Source organism: Dyadobacter sp. 676, assembly GCF_040448675.1.
Taxonomy (GTDB): Bacteria; Bacteroidota; Bacteroidia; order Cytophagales; family Spirosomataceae; genus Dyadobacter.
The window spans coordinates 6,795,127-6,810,864 of sequence record NZ_CP159289.1 but is presented as its reverse complement, the minus strand read 5'-3'; the positions used below and the strand labels follow the sequence as shown (position 1 = coordinate 6,810,864).

Sequence of the window (15,738 nt, the reverse complement as noted above, 5' to 3'; positions counted from 1 at the left end):
AGCCTGTTTTGCTGAGGGGATTAATGGTGGACGTTACCGATGCCAAACGCCTCCATAGCCCGGACGTGGTATTTCCGGTGGAGCTGCGTGTGGCCTGCCGTACCGTGCGGATTTAGTCGAAGCCGAATTTTAGTCCGAGCGAAAGGCTGGTAATGTCGCTCAATTTCAGAAAACCTTTATTTTGGACATAACTGACGATCAACAGATCGTACGTGCCGAGCTCATAGTAAAATTCCAGCGACCTTCTCCGGTTGTTGAGCACAACGTTCCTTCCCGCTTTACCGCCGATGTACGCTCCGGGGCGGATCGACGTAGCCCACCAATAGTAGCCCGACGGGTAATAGGAAGGCCATTTGGTGTCAAATTGCGGCCCGAAAGTGTAACTCATATAAGCCCCGAGCGAAAACGGCCTGATATAATAGTCGTTTTTCAACTGAATGCGCCAGGGCGAATAAGTGGTTTTGAGGGTGGTCGTTACGAGGGCGTCGCCGCCGAATTTCTGCGGCAAAAAACCGAAAAGCAGGTCGGTCTCCAATGTCCGGTTACGCGACACATAGCCAGGCCCGCCTGAGAGGAAGCCAATATTGCCGGCAAACTGCAATTTCAGGTGATCGGGGAGGTACCATTTACGACGGGGATTAAGGCCTGCTTCCTGAGCAAATCCCTGCATACTAATCAATAGTAATAGCGGCAGCAAATATTTTTTCATGGCTTTCAGAATTCAACCCTTTCAACTTTATAACCGCCTTTCCAGGTCGAGATGACCATATATCCGCGGGCTCCCATGGACGTGGTGAGGTAGTAATGCACGCCATCGTCGTAAAACTCGCCGTCGTAGAACCGGTGCTGATGCCCGTAGAGTGTAAACTTCACGGTAGGGTCGTTGGCCAGGGCTTCCGAGTAGGGCTTTTCCAGGTTTTTATCAAAATCCCCGTCGAATGGCGGCACATGGGCTACCACGATCGTATTCCTCTGTTCGGGGTTATCGGCCAGCTGCGCTTTCAGCCAGGAAATGTCCGGTACGGAACCGTCGAATGCATACTCGCGCGAATTGGTATTGATGAAGATAAACCTGTCGTGCCCGAAGTCGAACGAGTAATTAAGAGGGCCGAACATTTTCCGGTATGTGGCCGATCCGTTGGCCACGATGTCGTGGTTGCCTATCACGGTCACATAGGGATATTTCAGGCGCAACATGATTTCGTTCACCCACCTGAATTCCTGCGTAAGGCCGAAATCCGAAATGTCCCCGGCGTGGAGCACAAAAGAAATGTCTTTCTGCTGATTGGCACTTTTTACAAAATCTTCACACTCGTCGTACCACCGCTGCGAATCGCCCATAAGAATAAAGCGCGTCGTGTCGGAAACGGGCAATGCGGTAATTCTCGCTATATTTTTGGCTGTGAGGTTTTTTTCTTTTTCCAGCAGCGTTTCCTCATTGGGATTGTACTGAAAAAGATTGTCGCAGGAAGCGAAAAGTAATACAAGGGCCGGTGTGGCCCAGCGTAGAACATTTTTCAATTTTGTTGATGAATTAATGAATAAGAGCGAACCGCCCCTTGCGGGGAACACTGGCTAATAACCCGGAAAATCGTTGTTTGATTCCGATGCGGCCATTATATTTAGCATTGTACGGCGGCTCGGTTTTGCGCCGTACGGTTCATTAACTTCATTTAAATACAATACCATTATGAAAATCAAGGACATAGTAGGAGCATTGGGACTTCTGCTGATTTCACTGTCAGTGTCAGCCCAGGTGGTGTCCAAAGACTCTATCAACATGCTGAAAGATCAGAAACAGGTACTGGAAGTCAGCAAGAGGCTGAATGACCGGAAACTGGAACTGGCAAAACTGGAAAACCAGGTGCAGGAAAAGACCAATGAAGTCGCAAAGACGGCCGAGCAGGCGCAGAAATCGGCAGACGCCAATAAGGAGGCGGCCGAGAAACTGGGCGGTAATTCGCAGGACAAGAAACTCGCCCGCCGTGCGAGCAAGGCGGCCAGTTCCGCGAGCCGCGATGCCAAACGTGCCCGCCGCGCCGCAGAGAGCCTGGAAAAGCTGAAAAAAATATCGAGTCGCTGAAAAGCAAGATCGCCGACGATGAATCCAAACTGGCTTCATTGCAGGCGTCGGGAAGCAGCAAGTAATTCAGAAAAAAATAGGAATAAGGAGAAGGAAACTTGTACTTTTTCAGACATTATGAGCGCCGCTCGTAAAAGACGGCGCTCTTCTTTTTTGTAGGCTGGAAGGTTTAAAATACCAATCGGGGTACACGACGGTTGATTTTAACGATCCTGTGAGTTACTTTTACAGGCGTGAGAAGGCTACTGCGAAATATCATTTTATTTATAGTCATCCTGGATACGACGTCGCTGTGCCAGGTGTACAAAGTGCCTTTGCTCCTCAAACACTTCGCGGAACACCAATCGCTCGACCACGAAATCACTTTCAGCGACTTCCTTTCCATGCATTATCTGGGGAAAGACCTGAACGATAACGACGACGATAAGGACATGCAATTGCCCTTCAAAAAGGTGGAAGCGCATACTTCAAACTTTATTTTCGCACCCAATACCCCCGTTTTTACATTCAGGAGGGTTTATCTGCCTGTGAAAGCAGAGTACGGACCTGCTGTTTCGCAGGTTGATTATAGTACCGTTCTGGGCTCTCTCTTCCGTCCGCCGCGGGTATAAATACACTTTTCCGGGGCTAGTCGCTCCCGCTTTCCGTGCATGCCGTGGCTGTGCACGCATCCGTGTATTTATTTTCGACCAATATGCTGAACAGAATCATCAGGTTCTCTGTGGAGAACAAGCTGGTGATCGGGATATTCATGTTGCTGTGGGTGGCCTGCGGCATCTATGAGTTGACCCGGTTGCCCATTGATGCCGTTCCCGACATCACCAATAACCAGGTACAGATTATCACAACCGCCCCGTCGCTGGGTACCGAAGATGTGGAGCGACTCATCACTTTCCCGATCGAACAGGCTACCGCCAATATTCCGGGCCTGAGAGAAAGCCGTAGCATGTCGCGTTTCGGGCTATCGCTCGTATCGCTGGTTTTCGACGACGAGTCCGACGTTTACTGGGCACGCCAGCAGGCAACCGAGCGACTTGCACAGGTGGAAATGCCCGAAACCGCCGGCAAGCCCGAACTCGCCCCGGTAACCACCGGCCTCGGAGAGATATATCAATATGTGGTGAAACCCAAAAAAGGTTTCGAGAAAAAGTATTCGCTTTCCGACCTGCGCACGACACAAGACTGGCTCATCCGCCGGCAATTGCTCGGGACACCCGGCGTTGCGGATGTTTCGACATTCGGAGGGGAACTGAAACAGTACGAAGTAGCCGTAGACCCCTCGGGCCTGAAAGCGATGGGGCTGACGATCACCGATGTGCTCACAGCGCTGAACCGCAATAACCAGAACACTGGCGGCGCATACATCGAGAAGGGGCCGACGGTGCTGTACATCCGGAGCCTGGGCCTCGCCGGATCGATGGACGACATCAACCACATTGTCGTAGCCAACCGCGGCGGCGTACCAGTGCTCGTAAGCCACGTAGCGCAGGTACGTTTTGCCCCCGCGATCCGGTACGGCGCGCTTACGATGGCCGGATACGGCGAGGTAGCGGGGGGAATAGTGATGATGCTCAAAGGCGGCAATTCGTCGGAGGTCGTAGGCAATGTGAAGAAACGCATTGCGGAGATCGGCAGAACGCTGCCCGAAGGATTGGAAATAGAGCCTTTCCTGGACCGTACCAAGATGGTTAACAATGCTATCGGAACGGTGGAACACAATCTGCTGGAAGGCGCGGTAATCGTCGTGATCGTGCTGGTGCTGTTTCTCGGAAACCTGCGTGCGGGGTTCATCGTGGCGTCGGTTATTCCGCTTTCCATGCTATTCGCCGTCGCGATGATGAACATTTTTGGCGTCAGCGGTAACCTCATGAGCCTCGGTGCACTCGATTTCGGCCTGATCGTCGACGGGGCGGTGATCATCGTGGAAGCCATTCTCCATCATTTGCATACTTCTTCCCGATATGCGGGTATCGGCCGGCTGACGCAACGGCAAATGGACGACGAGGTGTCGGGCTCGGCAAGCCGGATGATGAATGCCGCGGTGTTCGGACAAATCATCATTCTCATCGTTTACCTGCCGATCCTTTCGTTGTCCGGCATTGAAGGTAAGATGTTCAAGCCGATGGCGCAGACCGTCGCCTTCGCGATCCTCGGGGCATTCATATTGTCCCTTACCTATGTGCCGATGGTAAGTTCGCTGCTGATCAGCAAGAAGGTCGGCCACAAGGCGAACTGGTCCGACAGGCTGATGGAAAAGATCGAGCGTGCCTACGGGCGGGTGCTTGCGCGTGCGTTGCGGATGAAAGCAGCGGTGGTAGCCTGCGCATTCGTGTTGTTCGGCGTGGCAGTACTGCTTTTCAGCAGAATGGGCGGGGAGTTTATCCCGCAGCTCGAAGAGGGCGATTTCGCCACAGAGACACGTTTGCTCGTCGGAACGAACCTGAGCACGACCATCGACGCGATCAACCGCATTTCCGATCGTTTGAAAGCGGATTATCCTGAGGTGGTGAAGATCGTCTCGCGCATAGGCAGCGCCGAAATTCCCACCGATCCGATGCCGATCGAGGGCGGGGATATGATTATCGTTTTGAAGGATAAATCGGAATGGACAAGTGCCGGAAGTTTTTCCGAGCTGGCTACCAAAATGGCCGCTACGGCCCAGGAAGTAGTTCCCGGCGTTACGACAGGCTTTCAGTATCCGGTGCAAATGCGCTTCAATGAGCTCATGACAGGCGCCAAGCAGGATGTGGTATGCAAGATCTTCGGGGAAGATCTCGAAAAACTTTCCGCCTATGCGGAGCAGCTTGGGCAGATAGCCCGGCGCGTGCGCGGTACCGCCGACTGGTATATAGAAGAAGTGACTGGCATGCCCCAGATCGTAATCGACTTTAACCGGGCCGAAATTGCCAAATATGGCCTGAATATCGACGATTTGAACAAAACCATCAATGCGGCGTTCGCAGGCGCAGCGGCGGGGCAGGTTTACGAGGGGGAAAAACGCTTCGACCTGGTGGTACGCGTGCGCGCAGAAGGGCGGAAAAGCATCGGGGATGTGCAGAACCTGCTGGTAGCTACGCCGAACGGGTTGCAGATCCCGCTCAGTCAGGTGGCGACTGTCCGCGAGATCGAGGGGCCCAACCAGATCCAGCGCGAGGATACCCGCCGGCGCATTATCGTGGGTTTCAACGTCCGCGGGAGGGATGTGGAGTCGATCGTCGGGGAGTTGCGGCAGCAGGTGGACGCAAAAATCAGGTTCGAGAGCGGTTATTCCATTACTTACGGCGGCGCGTTCGAGAACCTGCAACAGGCAAAAGCCCGGCTGGGCATCGCGGTGCCGGTTGCGCTCCTGCTGATTTTCATGATGTTGTACTTTACATTCTCGTCGGTAAAGGACGGGGCGCTGATTTACACGGCCATCCCGCTGTCGGCAATCGGCGGGGTATTCGGCCTGGCGGTCCGCGATATGCCGTTCAGTATTTCGGCTGGTGTCGGGTTTATCGCATTGTTCGGTGTGGCCGTACTGAATGGTATCGTATTGATTTCGGAGTTTAACCGGATCAAAAAGGAAGGAGAGACGACCGACCCCTGGGAAGTGGTGATGACGGGCACACGGAACCGCCTGCGTCCCGTTCTGATGACGGCCGCCGTGGCGTCGCTGGGTTTTCTTCCCATGGCGCTCAGCAATGGCGCGGGCGCCGAGGTGCAGCGGCCGTTGGCTACGGTGGTGATCGGCGGGCTGATAACGGCTACATTGCTCACATTGTTTGTGCTGCCGGCATTGTATCTACTTTTTAATACAAAAAACAAAACGACCGGCAGGACGGTAGCCGGCGTGCTGGGATTGCTGTTATTTACCAGTTTGGCGCAGGCGCAGGACCGCACGATAACCCTCGAAGAAGCGGAGCAAAAGGCGCTGGGGCATAACAGAAGCGTCAAAAGCGGCCGGTTGGGCATGCAAGCCGCGGAGCAGTTACGGCGCAGTGCTTTCGATATCGCCAAAACGGGCATCAGTGCTGATTATGGCAAGTTCAATAGCCCGAACAACGATACCCGTATCGGTATCACGCAAACGATCGCATTTCCGTCGGTTTATACGAACCAGCGGAAGGGCCGCGAGGCCGATTATCTTGCCGCTCAGGCGCGCGCGAAGTTTACCGAGCAAGAAGTACGCACGGGCGTAAGACGACTTTTTTATGAATATGCCGTATTGAAAGAGCGGGAAAAGCTGCTGATTTATGCAGACAGTATTTTTACCGGCTTTGAAACCAAATCCAACCTCCGGTTCGAGCGGGGCGCTTCCAATGTGCTGGAAAAAACAGCCGCCAGTTCACAGAAGCAACAGGTCGCCAATCAGTTGAACCTCGTAAGGCACGACCTGGGCATTGTTCTGGAAAGGTTTAATTTCTGGATACAGGACTCGCTGACCTACACCCCGCGGTGGAATGTGCCCAGGATAGCCGCAATGCCCGATAGCGTTATCCCGGCGGATCTGCCCCAGCTGGAAATCGGGAAGCAATTGACGCAGTCGGCGTACTTCCGGTATCGTATGGAAAAGGCGAAAATGCTGCCGGAAATTTCGGCGTCGTACAACAACCAGAGCCTTCGCGGAACGCAGCTGCTTGATGGCCGGGAGGTTAACCTGACGGCGGGGGACCGCTTCGGGTATTACGGGCTCGGGATCAATATTCCCTTGTTTTTCAAGGCACAAAGAGCGCAGGTTTCGGCCGCCCGTCTCGACTGGCTGCGGGCGCGGAACGAAGAAGAGCTTGTGGCGCGACGTCTCCGCTCCGACCTCCGGAATGCGGAAGAACAGGTCCGGAAATTTGCCGAAAATCTTCGCTACTACGAGCAACAGGGACTTCCGAATGCGGAAACGATCCTTTCCGCCGCCGACCGTCAGTTCATCAGCGGCGAAATCGATTACCTGCAGTGGGTGATCCTGGCCGGGCAATCGATCGCCATACGGAGCGAATATGTGAATGCATTGGGCAGCTACAACGAGGCCGTCATCGAATTACTCCATTTGAACAATCAGTAAGAACATCACCATGAAACCATACATTTTAATATCCGCTCTGTTCTGTGCCAGTGTTTCGTGCACGGGGCCCGCCCGGGAGCAACCCGCCGAAAAGCCGGTTGAAGCCCCGCCGACCATGCGCCTGGTGTCGTTTGATCCACAACAAATCCGGAACGTCGGTATCGAGGTAGGGAACCCGGCTGTCAAAAATGTCGCGGGCGTGCTTACGCTTCAGGGAAAGATCGATGTGCCTCCGCAGAGCACCGTCAGTTTGAGTTTTCCGTTGGGAGGATACCTGAAATCAACAAAAATGCTGCCCGGAATGCATGTGCGGAAGGGACAGGTACTGGCTGAACTCGAAGATATGCAGTTTATCCAGTTACAACAGGATTTTCTGACCGCCCGCGAGAAATTCGAACTGGCCGAAGCGGAATACGTTCGGCAGAAAGACCTCAACCAGAGCAAGGCCAGCAGCGACAAAGTCCTGCAACAGGCTAAGGCCGAAGTGGAAACGCAGCGTATCCTGGTGAACGCGTTGGCGAGGAAACTGGAAGTGATCGGGATTGTGCCCGGGAAGCTGAGCCCGGAAAATATTTCCAAAACGGTGCCGATCGTTTCTCCGATAGACGGATTCGTTTCGAAAGTGAATGTCAACGTGGGCAAATATACCGCTCCCACCGACATGCTTTTCGAGCTGGTCGACCCGCGCGACATCCATCTGGCATTGAATGTTTTTGAAAAAGACCTGCATGCATTGTCGGTCGGCCAGCGCGTAACCGCTTACACCAATGCCGATCCATCGAAAAAATTCACCGCGGAAATTATCCTGATCGGCAAAAGCCTCACGAATGACAGAATGGCAGAAGTGCATTGTCATTTTGATCGGTATAGCCCTGCGCTGGTGCCTGGAATGTTCATGAACGGCGAAGTTTCCGTGCAGAGCGGCCGCGCGCTTACCGTACCCGAAGACGCCGTAGTGCGCTGGGAGAACAAGTCGTTCGTCTTTGTCGAGCGTGATCCGGGCAGTTTTGAAATGATTGAAATCGCGCCGGGGGCCGTCAAGGACGGTTTTCAGCAGGTCGGCGGAGCGGGCATCAGGGCCGAATCGAAGGTGGTAGTGCGGAATGCCTACGCGGTTTTAATGAAAATGAAAAACACCGGCGACGAAGGTTGATTCCATTTGATAAAATTTTGTAGGACAATGCATTGCGCAGGCATTATATTTTAAGGTACAATATATGTACATGTATTGTATGTACAACGTTGAGTAAAGCGAATACACCTTCCGGGAGTTCCCGGGAGGTGTTTTGTTATGGAATGGTCACTTCATCGGGGAAGGGGACGGGCTTACCGGTTGCTTTGAATGCCGGCCATTGCGCATTCCAGGTTTTGAGCTGTTTCGTCAGCAACGCGGCGAGCTCCTTCACTTTCAATGGATTCCGGGCCGCCACATTATGTTCTTCGCCGATATCGGTGCGCAGGTTGTACAGTTCGAGCCTGCCTTGCCGGTAATCGTAAATCAGCTTCCAGTCGCCCTGGCGGAATGCACTGGCGTAATGGATATTGGGTCCTTCCGTGGCAATCCAGCGGTTCGGATGATGCCATACCAGACCACGCCGGTCGTCTTTGAGCGACGGGTTTTTGAGAACGGGCAAAAATGATTGTCCGTCTATTTTTTGAATGACGCCCGGGTTTTTAATGCCGGCGATAGCGACGATCGTCGGAAAAAAATCCTCTACAATCACATACTGCCCCGCTACGCTCCCCGCTTTGACGACGCCGGGCCACCTTACCAGCATCGGCTCCCGGATTCCCCCTTCGTAAACGGAACCTTTTCCGGCTTTGAGCGGCAGGTTGTGTGTCCAGGCGTTCCCGCCGCGGGCCGGTGTGAGGCTTAGGCCGCCATTGTCCGACATGAATAACACGACCGTGTTGTCGGCGATCTTTTTATTATCCAGGTATCGGAGCACATCGCCCAGGCTTTTGTCCATTCCTTCGATCAGCGCCGCATATTTGGCCTCCGTACTATCCAGGCCTGCTTGCAGGTACTTATTCAAAAACCGCGGATCGGCCGTGAGCGGTACATGCACCGCATAATGCGAGAGGTACAAAAAGAACGGCTTTTTGTCGGCAACGGGCTTTTCGATCGCTTTGAGCGCCTCGATCGTGATCGCATCGCTCAGGAAAGTATCTGTTCCGTGATATGCTTCGAGGCCGGGTACCGCATTGCGGTTGGGCTTGCCGTTAACCGGGCTGTCGTAATTAGCCCGGCCGGAATAGCTTGCCGGGTGCCCGATCGAGCTTCCCGCTATATTCACATCGAATCCTGCATTCAACGGGTCGGCACCGGGCGTACCGGTCGAGCCGAAATGCGCTTTGCCGCTGTGGACCGTGTAATACCCGTTGCGACGCAGCACTTCCGGTAATGCAGTGGCATGGAACGTGTGTGGCACCCCGGCAACCGGGCTGAAACCATTGATGTTCCAGTCCACCGGATTCAGGACAGGGTCGTCGTAATCGGTATTCTTGTCTTTGTCGGGCGATGTCCAGTGCGTTACGCGGTGGTGTGCGGCATTTACGCCCGTGATCAGGCTTACACGCGTGGGCGTACACACGGGTGTCGCGTATGCATTCGTGAACTTGACGCCTTCGCGCGCGAGACGTTCCATATTGGGCGTATGGTAGCGGCGGTTGAAGTCGGTGGGTTGGTCGGCAAATGGTACGGAAGTATCCTGCCATCCCATGTCGTCGACCAGGAAAACGATGATGTTGGGCTTTGGCTTCGCCCCGGATTGTGCCTGGACGGGAACGTGGACAAACATCGCAGCGGCGGTCAGGGCGCCATGCAACCACGTGGAAAATCGGTTAATCATAGTCGTGGAAAGGTTCAGGTGTGCGGCAAGATCGGGAAAATTTGGATTGCAAAACCAGTTGTTGGTCGTCCGTGCGAAGTTTTATGCCTCAATCTTTGTTTGCGTGAATAATTTAAATTTACTTTGTCTATAAAACAAGTAGACTAATATTCCCATACAAATTACCCGTTGTGGAACGGAATTTTTGGCAGCCGGGCATCAACTCCTGTTAACTGGAAACCGATATGATATTAGAAAAAACATTTCATCTGAGCGTAGGCCGCGAGGCCAGGATCGTGGTAAAAGGGCAGGTGGCCCGCAACCGTAGCGAAATTATCATCGATTATGAATTTCTCATCCGTGAAAAGCACGACGCCGATTTTCGTGCACCGATAGGGCCCAACCATCCGCAGTATTGGAAACTTAAAAAATCCACTCCCGAGAAAGCGCAGTTACTGCAACTGGAATACAGCGGCATTTCCCGCAAGCAACTCCGGGAAGTTACCCGGGAATTCAAACGCCTTGCCGGCCCGGGTTACACATTCCGATATCAAAACGAGATCGAGGAGCGGACGAAGTATCTCAAAGGCATCCGAGTAAGCGCAACGAGCCGCCGGATGCTTTCTGTGGCGTAAAGTCGTGCCAGGCGTCTCTCTTCCGGACTGTTTCTGGTCATGCACGCCTGGCATCCCCAATGGTCGCCGCTTTTTGCCATAGGTAGTAATAAAACATCGCCCTGACCGGTTGCGACATTGCACGGGTGCCATTTACCCAGGCACTTACGTTGCTTTTGTCTATACCGGTGTCATCAACAATATCTTTTACCTTAATGTGATAGTTGGTCATTGCCTCACGAATGTACTCGGGTGTGACCTGTTGCGTAGGGTTTTCCTGATATATAGAGGCGTTCACCACAATTTCGTAGTCCGGGAAAAATTTCAGGAATAATTCCCTGGTACGCTGGATGAGCGTTTCTTCGTCCGCATAGTTTTCGTGGGGCGATTTGGTTTGCACTGTTTGAATAACAAGCTTGTTGCTCTCCCGGGACAGTATTTTGAACGTAATACGGCTGAATTTCCGGTGTTGTAAAGCCCCGGCTTCCAGTTTTGCGATATTTTCGGGCGTCGTCAAGTTCTTGATCAGATGAATATTTTTTACGATCGTTTCCATTTGCGTGATTTCTAATTACTTGTAAGCAAGTGAATATTCTGCCCGTTCAAAGGAAGATCAATTCCTGATTTTCAATATTATAGATAGCAATTTGCTCATTAGCCTTGCCTAGTTCAATTGCCCGTCCGCGATCTTGCAGGATATAAACGGCATCCCAGTAAAACAATCCATCGTCATTCCAGCCTCCCATGATACCCGTTGTTTCGGACGCCATCTTTATCACCTTCCTCAATCCCTCGTCTCCAAATGAGTTTTGCGTTTCCTGCATAGCTACCACATAGCCCGATTTCACAAATTCACAATCCGGAAGGGTAATCGTAAATCCCAGCTCGTTCTCGGCGGCAATCTCTTTGATTTTCAGAATGAGATTTTCCATTATAGTGTGTGTCAATTGTCGTCCGGCTGACTTTCAGAACCGACTCGAATTTAAATAAAAGTTTGTAATTAACAAACTTTACTAACGAATTCACTGGAATATGGTCGGATACAAAAAGCCGCACCGCCAATCGGCAGCGCGGCTTTGACTTGTCCAATCACCATTTACTTTACAGGATGTTCGACGACGCTCGTGCCGAAGGCTGGTGCGGCGTTGGTCAGGCCTCTGGTGAAAACCGTGTATATCTTGCCGGCTTCCAGGATGATGCTTGAAGAACCTATTTTTACGCCGGTGGAGGCGTTGAGGTAGTCGAGTTCCAGGGGCCCTGCGTCGAAGGTTTCGAATGGACCGAGCGACCAGGCACTTAACGCTTCCCCGGAAAGTGCCGAGTTCGCTGCACGGCCGTAGGCTACCTGGCTGAAAAGTGTTTTGCCGCGTTGTGCTACATTCATCGTACCTGCGCCCGGCGAAAGGTTAATGAACCGTAACTTCGCCTTGCCAGGGCCCGGAGCTTTCAGATCATCGTAGAAGAGGAACAGTGAGTCGGCCTTATTATCGGCGGTGCGTGCGGCGACTACCGTGTGGTAGAAGGTCGCGATTGGGCCGTTTGGGCGACCGGTTGCCGAGAATGTTGCCGAGTTACCGAACTGGTAGGAAGCCTTGTAGCTCGTGTTGGAGCCTTCGGTGAAGTTAATCTGCACGTTTCCGAATACCGTCGGAACGTATTCCGACGCTTTGTTGACAGCCACGGGCGTTGGCGTTACCTTGTCGGTGAATGTCCAGAAATACAGACCGGCGTCAATCGGCCGCGCGTTTACAAAGCTGATATAGGCGCTAAGCGCGGGCCGGTCGGCGGCGTCGATGTCCAGATAACCGGTGTCTTTGCAGCCGGAAAGGAAGGCAATAGCAGGGATCAGGCCCGGCAGCCAGCTCCGCAGACGGAAAGCAATGCGGGCGGCTTGTGTGAATGTTTTCATATTTCTGGTTCGAATTAAAGTTTTGCGCTGACACGGATGAATGGCTGGATGCCGGCACTCCCGTTTTGAATGCCAAGAACCGAGGGATTGTTCAATGCACTCAGCTTCGGGTCCGAATAGTCGCCAAGCTCGTTGAAAAGGTTATTGACGCCCAGCGTCGCCCGGACCGATTTGGAAATTGCGTAGGCGACAGACACATCCGTTACCCAGATTGGTTCCAGCTTTTGATAGAAATAATCGGGTTTCGGGAAAGCAGCGTTGAGAGCCGACGCGTTGGTAACCGAACCAAAGTACACCGCGCGCGCAAGGTAAGTGAGCCGGTTTTTCTTGAAAATCCCCTGCAACGTAATTTTCCGGCCAGGGATTTGCGAAGTGACGCGCGCCTTTTCGCCATCGTTGAATATAATGTAACGATATGCTTCCAGGCCCTTGGGTGTATTGATCCGCGTAACCTCGTTTTTGACAAAATTCGCCCCGAAAAGCAGGCTCAATGCTCCGTTTTGGAAAGGCGTACGGTAGCCGCCGGTAATTTCCAATCCTTTCGTGCGTGTGCTGAATGAGTTGTAAAAGAACTTGGCCTGCGTAGTTCCCGTCTGCACAAACAATGTACGCACTTCGGCGGGCAGGTTCGCGTCTGTCGCCGAGAAATTTCCGGTGTTGCCCACGCGGTTGTCGATATCCACCAGGTAGGCGTCTGCGGTTATTTCCACGTTCCGGAATGGCTGCGATGTAAAGCCTGCTGTGTAGCCCTTCGATTTTTCAGGAGTGAGCGTGGGAATGCCCAAGGCACGTGTGGCGGCACTCTGATTGGAGGCCGTTACCTGGTCTATTGCCCGGCCTTGCTGGAAGCTGGTGGATGTTTCGGTGTAGTAGTATTGCGCGAGGTCCGGGGCACGGAAGCCCGTGTTGTGCGATCCGCGGATGCCCAGCCAGTCGGTAATGCTGTAACGTGTCGCGACCTTATAGGTGGTCACGTTTTGAAGCTGCGAGAAACTTTCGAGCCGCACCGCACCCGACAATAGCCATGCGGAAGTGAGGCTGGCCTCGATATCGGCATAGCCGGCCAGGACGGAGCGGTTCACGTTCACCTCGTTTTCTGGCCGGAACCCGGCGTGGATCTGCGAACCCGGCGACAGGCCGTTCAGGCCGATACTGCCTTCCCTGGTTTGGTACACAATGCCGGTGGCAGTGGTATCGAGGCCATAGATTGTCCGCAAATCCGCCTTGGAATAGGACGCTTCTTCACCCGCGATGATCTGGTAAGTTTCCACGCGGTATTGCGCGCCGAACGCGACGTTCAGGCCCTTGAATGCTTTCGGAAAATAGCGGCTGATATCGATGCTGCCGGTGTTCTGGCTGGCATTGTAACTGCCCGCATCGAAAGTCCTGGGTGATTTTAGCCCCATACTCGCATTCAACGAGTTGGTAATCACATTCCCGAAATCGTTTTTACCATTTACATTGGAAATATCGACGTCCCAATCCCCGACTTTACCTTTGATGCCAACTGCAAATGACTTGTCGGTGATGATGTTTTCCATTGCGGGCAGGAAGCCGTCGGGGTAGAGGAAAGAATTGTTGCGCTCGGTCCAGCCCGGCAGCCTGTATACGGCGGTAAACTGCGAGTTGCGGTGGCTGATACCGCCAAATGCGTACAGTTCCGCGTTCGCGCGGATCGGTACAGCCGCGTTGAAGAACAGCAATGCGTCCTTGGCCTTGTTGGAGCCGCCGCCACGGCGATCGAAATGGTGACGGTCGATGCCCCGTGAGGCGAGAATAGCTTCATCGATTTCCCGGGTATAAATGGCATCGTAGTTGCGGGTGTTGGCACCGCCCCCGTAGATCGGACCGAGGTAGAGGCCGGCGTCGTCCCTGCCGGGAAGGAGCGAAATGGCTTGCGTCGCGAATTCGGCGGTGGTGTTAAGGTAGCCGCCGTTTTTTCCAAGGGCAAAGCCGTAGTTGGCGTTCGTTCGGGTGGTTATCCCATCGCCGCGGCGGCGGGAGCTGGCGGTGGAGCTTAGCGCGAGCTGGTCGACGCTCTTGTTGAGCACGATATTGATCACACCCGCGATAGCATCCGAGCCATATTGTGCCGCCGCGCCGTCGCGGAGTATCTCGACACGCTCGATAGCCGCCGTCGGGATAGCATTCATATCATAGCCGGTGGCGCCATTGCCCAGGCCGCCCCAGTTGATATTCGCGCTTTTATGCCTGCGTTTGCCGTTTACGAGCACCAGCAGTTGGTCCACACCCAACCCGCGCAATTGCGAAAGGTTCAGTGCCGACCCCGCGTCGCCCGCATTGGTGCCGTTCACGGAATGGAACGAAGGCGAAACATATTGCAAAAGCTGGGTGATACTCACCTGGGGCGCGGATTCCTGCAATGGTTTCAAATCGATGACATCTACCGGCACAGGCGAGCCGACTTTCGTGCGGTTGGCATTCCGCGAGCCTACCACCTGTACTTCGCCGAGCGTATGCGTGCTGGCGGCGAGGGTGATATCGTACGTATTGGAATCGGTGACGGGCAATTCTTTCACCTCGAAGCCGATGAATGAGAAAACCAGCGTTCCGCCTTTTACAGGCGACAAATTAAAGCGTCCATCGGCGTCGGTGATGGTACCCTGGCGCGTGTTTTTGACGGCCACATTCACGCCGGGGAGCGGGGTGCCGTCCTCCCCACGCACCAGTCCCGTGAGTGTACGCTGCTGTGCAAGCAGGGGAGTGGATATTAAAAGTATAAAAAGTAATAAATGTTTCATGAGTATTATTTGTATAAAAAGCTTAAAACATACCTAATCCGGCGATGGCAGAAATGGCCGGTGTACCGGCGATGAGCCTGCAATTCCCGCCGGCAGCCATTTCGCTCACCACCGGATCAGATATTATATTTAATCTATGTATTTTATAGACTAAAAAATAATTAAAAAGCTGCTAACTACGCCAGGCGTCCTCTGGACAGCAACGACAAGGTTTACAAGCGTTTTTCGCCTTTAAGTGCACGGAAGGAATTGTTTTCGACATGGTTTGCAAATTTATAGTTACCCGGAAATACGGCGGCCGGCGGCCGGCTTCTTCTATAAATCCACATTTACTTTTGCAGGTAGTAAGTGTAAGACGGCACAAAGTTAGTATGGTGTAATCCTGTTTCTCAAAATTTCAGGACGGTAAATCGGATACCGTGCCACCAGTGCGCCGGTGCGCATTTATAGATACGCGCGCGGGAGCTTGGTGGTATGAAAAACGAGTTTATTCTACTTAGT

The 15,738-nt window shown here is 53.2% G+C and carries 12 protein-coding genes; 5 read left to right on the top strand and 7 right to left on the bottom strand.

What is annotated here, in order from left to right:
• Positions 1-112: 112 nt before the first annotated feature.
• Complete coding sequence (locus ABV298_RS29860; RefSeq protein WP_353719776.1) at positions 113-709, bottom strand: hypothetical protein; 597 nt, start codon at positions 707-709, stop codon at positions 113-115.
• 5 nt (positions 710-714) lie between these two features.
• Positions 715-1,521 (bottom strand): metallophosphoesterase, encoded by an 807-nt coding sequence (locus ABV298_RS29855; protein ID WP_353719775.1) that lies wholly within the window; start codon positions 1,519-1,521, stop codon positions 715-717.
• A 169-nt stretch (positions 1,522-1,690) separates the two neighbouring features.
• On the opposite strand from ABV298_RS29855, the gene ABV298_RS29850 reads away from it, so the two are divergent.
• The 4 genes from ABV298_RS29850 (at position 1,691) to ABV298_RS29835 (ending at position 8,274) form a co-directional block, all read left to right on the top strand.
• Positions 1,691-2,083: a hypothetical protein gene (locus ABV298_RS29850; protein ID WP_353719774.1), complete on the top strand. Its 393-nt coding sequence runs from the start codon at positions 1,691-1,693 to the stop codon at positions 2,081-2,083.
• Between the two features lie 233 nt (positions 2,084-2,316).
• Complete coding sequence (locus ABV298_RS29845; protein ID WP_353719773.1) at positions 2,317-2,694, top strand: hypothetical protein; 378 nt, start codon at positions 2,317-2,319, stop codon at positions 2,692-2,694.
• 83 nt (positions 2,695-2,777) lie between these two features.
• Positions 2,778-7,121: a CusA/CzcA family heavy metal efflux RND transporter gene (locus tag ABV298_RS29840; RefSeq protein WP_353719772.1), complete on the top strand. Its 4,344-nt coding sequence runs from the start codon at positions 2,778-2,780 to the stop codon at positions 7,119-7,121.
• A 10-nt stretch (positions 7,122-7,131) separates the two neighbouring features.
• Entirely contained in the window at positions 7,132-8,274 is a 1,143-nt protein-coding gene (locus ABV298_RS29835) for an efflux RND transporter periplasmic adaptor subunit (protein WP_353719771.1), read from the top strand.
• Positions 8,275-8,410: 136 nt separating this feature from the next.
• On the opposite strand, the gene ABV298_RS29830 is transcribed toward ABV298_RS29835, so the two are convergent.
• Complete coding sequence (locus ABV298_RS29830; protein WP_353719770.1) at positions 8,411-9,973, bottom strand: sulfatase; 1,563 nt, start codon at positions 9,971-9,973, stop codon at positions 8,411-8,413.
• Between the two features lie 224 nt (positions 9,974-10,197).
• Between ABV298_RS29830 and ABV298_RS29825 the strand changes: the two genes are divergently transcribed.
• The gene (locus ABV298_RS29825) at positions 10,198-10,587 is read left to right on the top strand and encodes a hypothetical protein (RefSeq protein ID WP_353719769.1); all 390 of its coding nucleotides are present in this window, start codon (positions 10,198-10,200) and stop codon (positions 10,585-10,587) included.
• Between the two features lie 37 nt (positions 10,588-10,624).
• Here the strand turns inward: ABV298_RS29825 and ABV298_RS29820 are convergent, their stop codons facing one another.
• The 4 genes from ABV298_RS29820 to ABV298_RS29805 all read right to left on the bottom strand — a co-directional run bounded on the left by ABV298_RS29820 (position 10,625) and on the right by ABV298_RS29805 (position 15,237).
• A complete protein-coding gene (locus ABV298_RS29820; RefSeq protein WP_353719768.1) occupies positions 10,625-11,122 on the bottom strand; it encodes a hypothetical protein in 498 nt (165 codons plus the stop codon).
• A gap of 46 nt (positions 11,123-11,168) precedes the next feature.
• On the bottom strand, positions 11,169-11,498 hold the full coding sequence (locus ABV298_RS29815; RefSeq protein ID WP_353719767.1) for a hypothetical protein: 330 nt from the start codon (positions 11,496-11,498) through the stop codon (positions 11,169-11,171).
• Positions 11,499-11,662: 164 nt separating this feature from the next.
• Positions 11,663-12,475, bottom strand: coding sequence for a DUF4397 domain-containing protein (locus ABV298_RS29810; protein ID WP_353719766.1), 813 nt, complete (start codon positions 12,473-12,475; stop codon positions 11,663-11,665).
• A gap of 14 nt (positions 12,476-12,489) precedes the next feature.
• A complete protein-coding gene (locus tag ABV298_RS29805; protein WP_353719765.1) occupies positions 12,490-15,237 on the bottom strand; it encodes a TonB-dependent receptor in 2,748 nt (915 codons plus the stop codon).
• Positions 15,238-15,738 lie beyond the last annotated feature (501 nt).

Excerpts from the sequence above, each read along its gene's own strand:
- ABV298_RS29860 (WP_353719776.1), bottom strand. The coding sequence starts at position 709 with ATGAAAAAATATTTGCTGCCGCTATTACTATTGATTAGTATGCAGGGA.
- ABV298_RS29850 (WP_353719774.1), top strand. The coding sequence starts at position 1,691 with ATGAAAATCAAGGACATAGTAGGAGCATTGGGACTTCTGCTGATTTCA.
- ABV298_RS29840 (WP_353719772.1), top strand. The coding sequence starts at position 2,778 with ATGCTGAACAGAATCATCAGGTTCTCTGTGGAGAACAAGCTGGTGATC.
- ABV298_RS29835 (WP_353719771.1), top strand. The coding sequence starts at position 7,132 with ATGAAACCATACATTTTAATATCCGCTCTGTTCTGTGCCAGTGTTTCG.
- ABV298_RS29830 (WP_353719770.1), bottom strand. The coding sequence starts at position 9,973 with ATGATTAACCGATTTTCCACGTGGTTGCATGGCGCCCTGACCGCCGCT.
- ABV298_RS29825 (WP_353719769.1), top strand. The coding sequence starts at position 10,198 with ATGATATTAGAAAAAACATTTCATCTGAGCGTAGGCCGCGAGGCCAGG.
- ABV298_RS29820 (WP_353719768.1), bottom strand. The coding sequence starts at position 11,122 with ATGGAAACGATCGTAAAAAATATTCATCTGATCAAGAACTTGACGACG.
- ABV298_RS29815 (WP_353719767.1), bottom strand. The coding sequence starts at position 11,498 with ATGGAAAATCTCATTCTGAAAATCAAAGAGATTGCCGCCGAGAACGAG.
- ABV298_RS29810 (WP_353719766.1), bottom strand. The coding sequence starts at position 12,475 with ATGAAAACATTCACACAAGCCGCCCGCATTGCTTTCCGTCTGCGGAGC.
- ABV298_RS29805 (WP_353719765.1), bottom strand. The coding sequence starts at position 15,237 with ATGAAACATTTATTACTTTTTATACTTTTAATATCCACTCCCCTGCTT.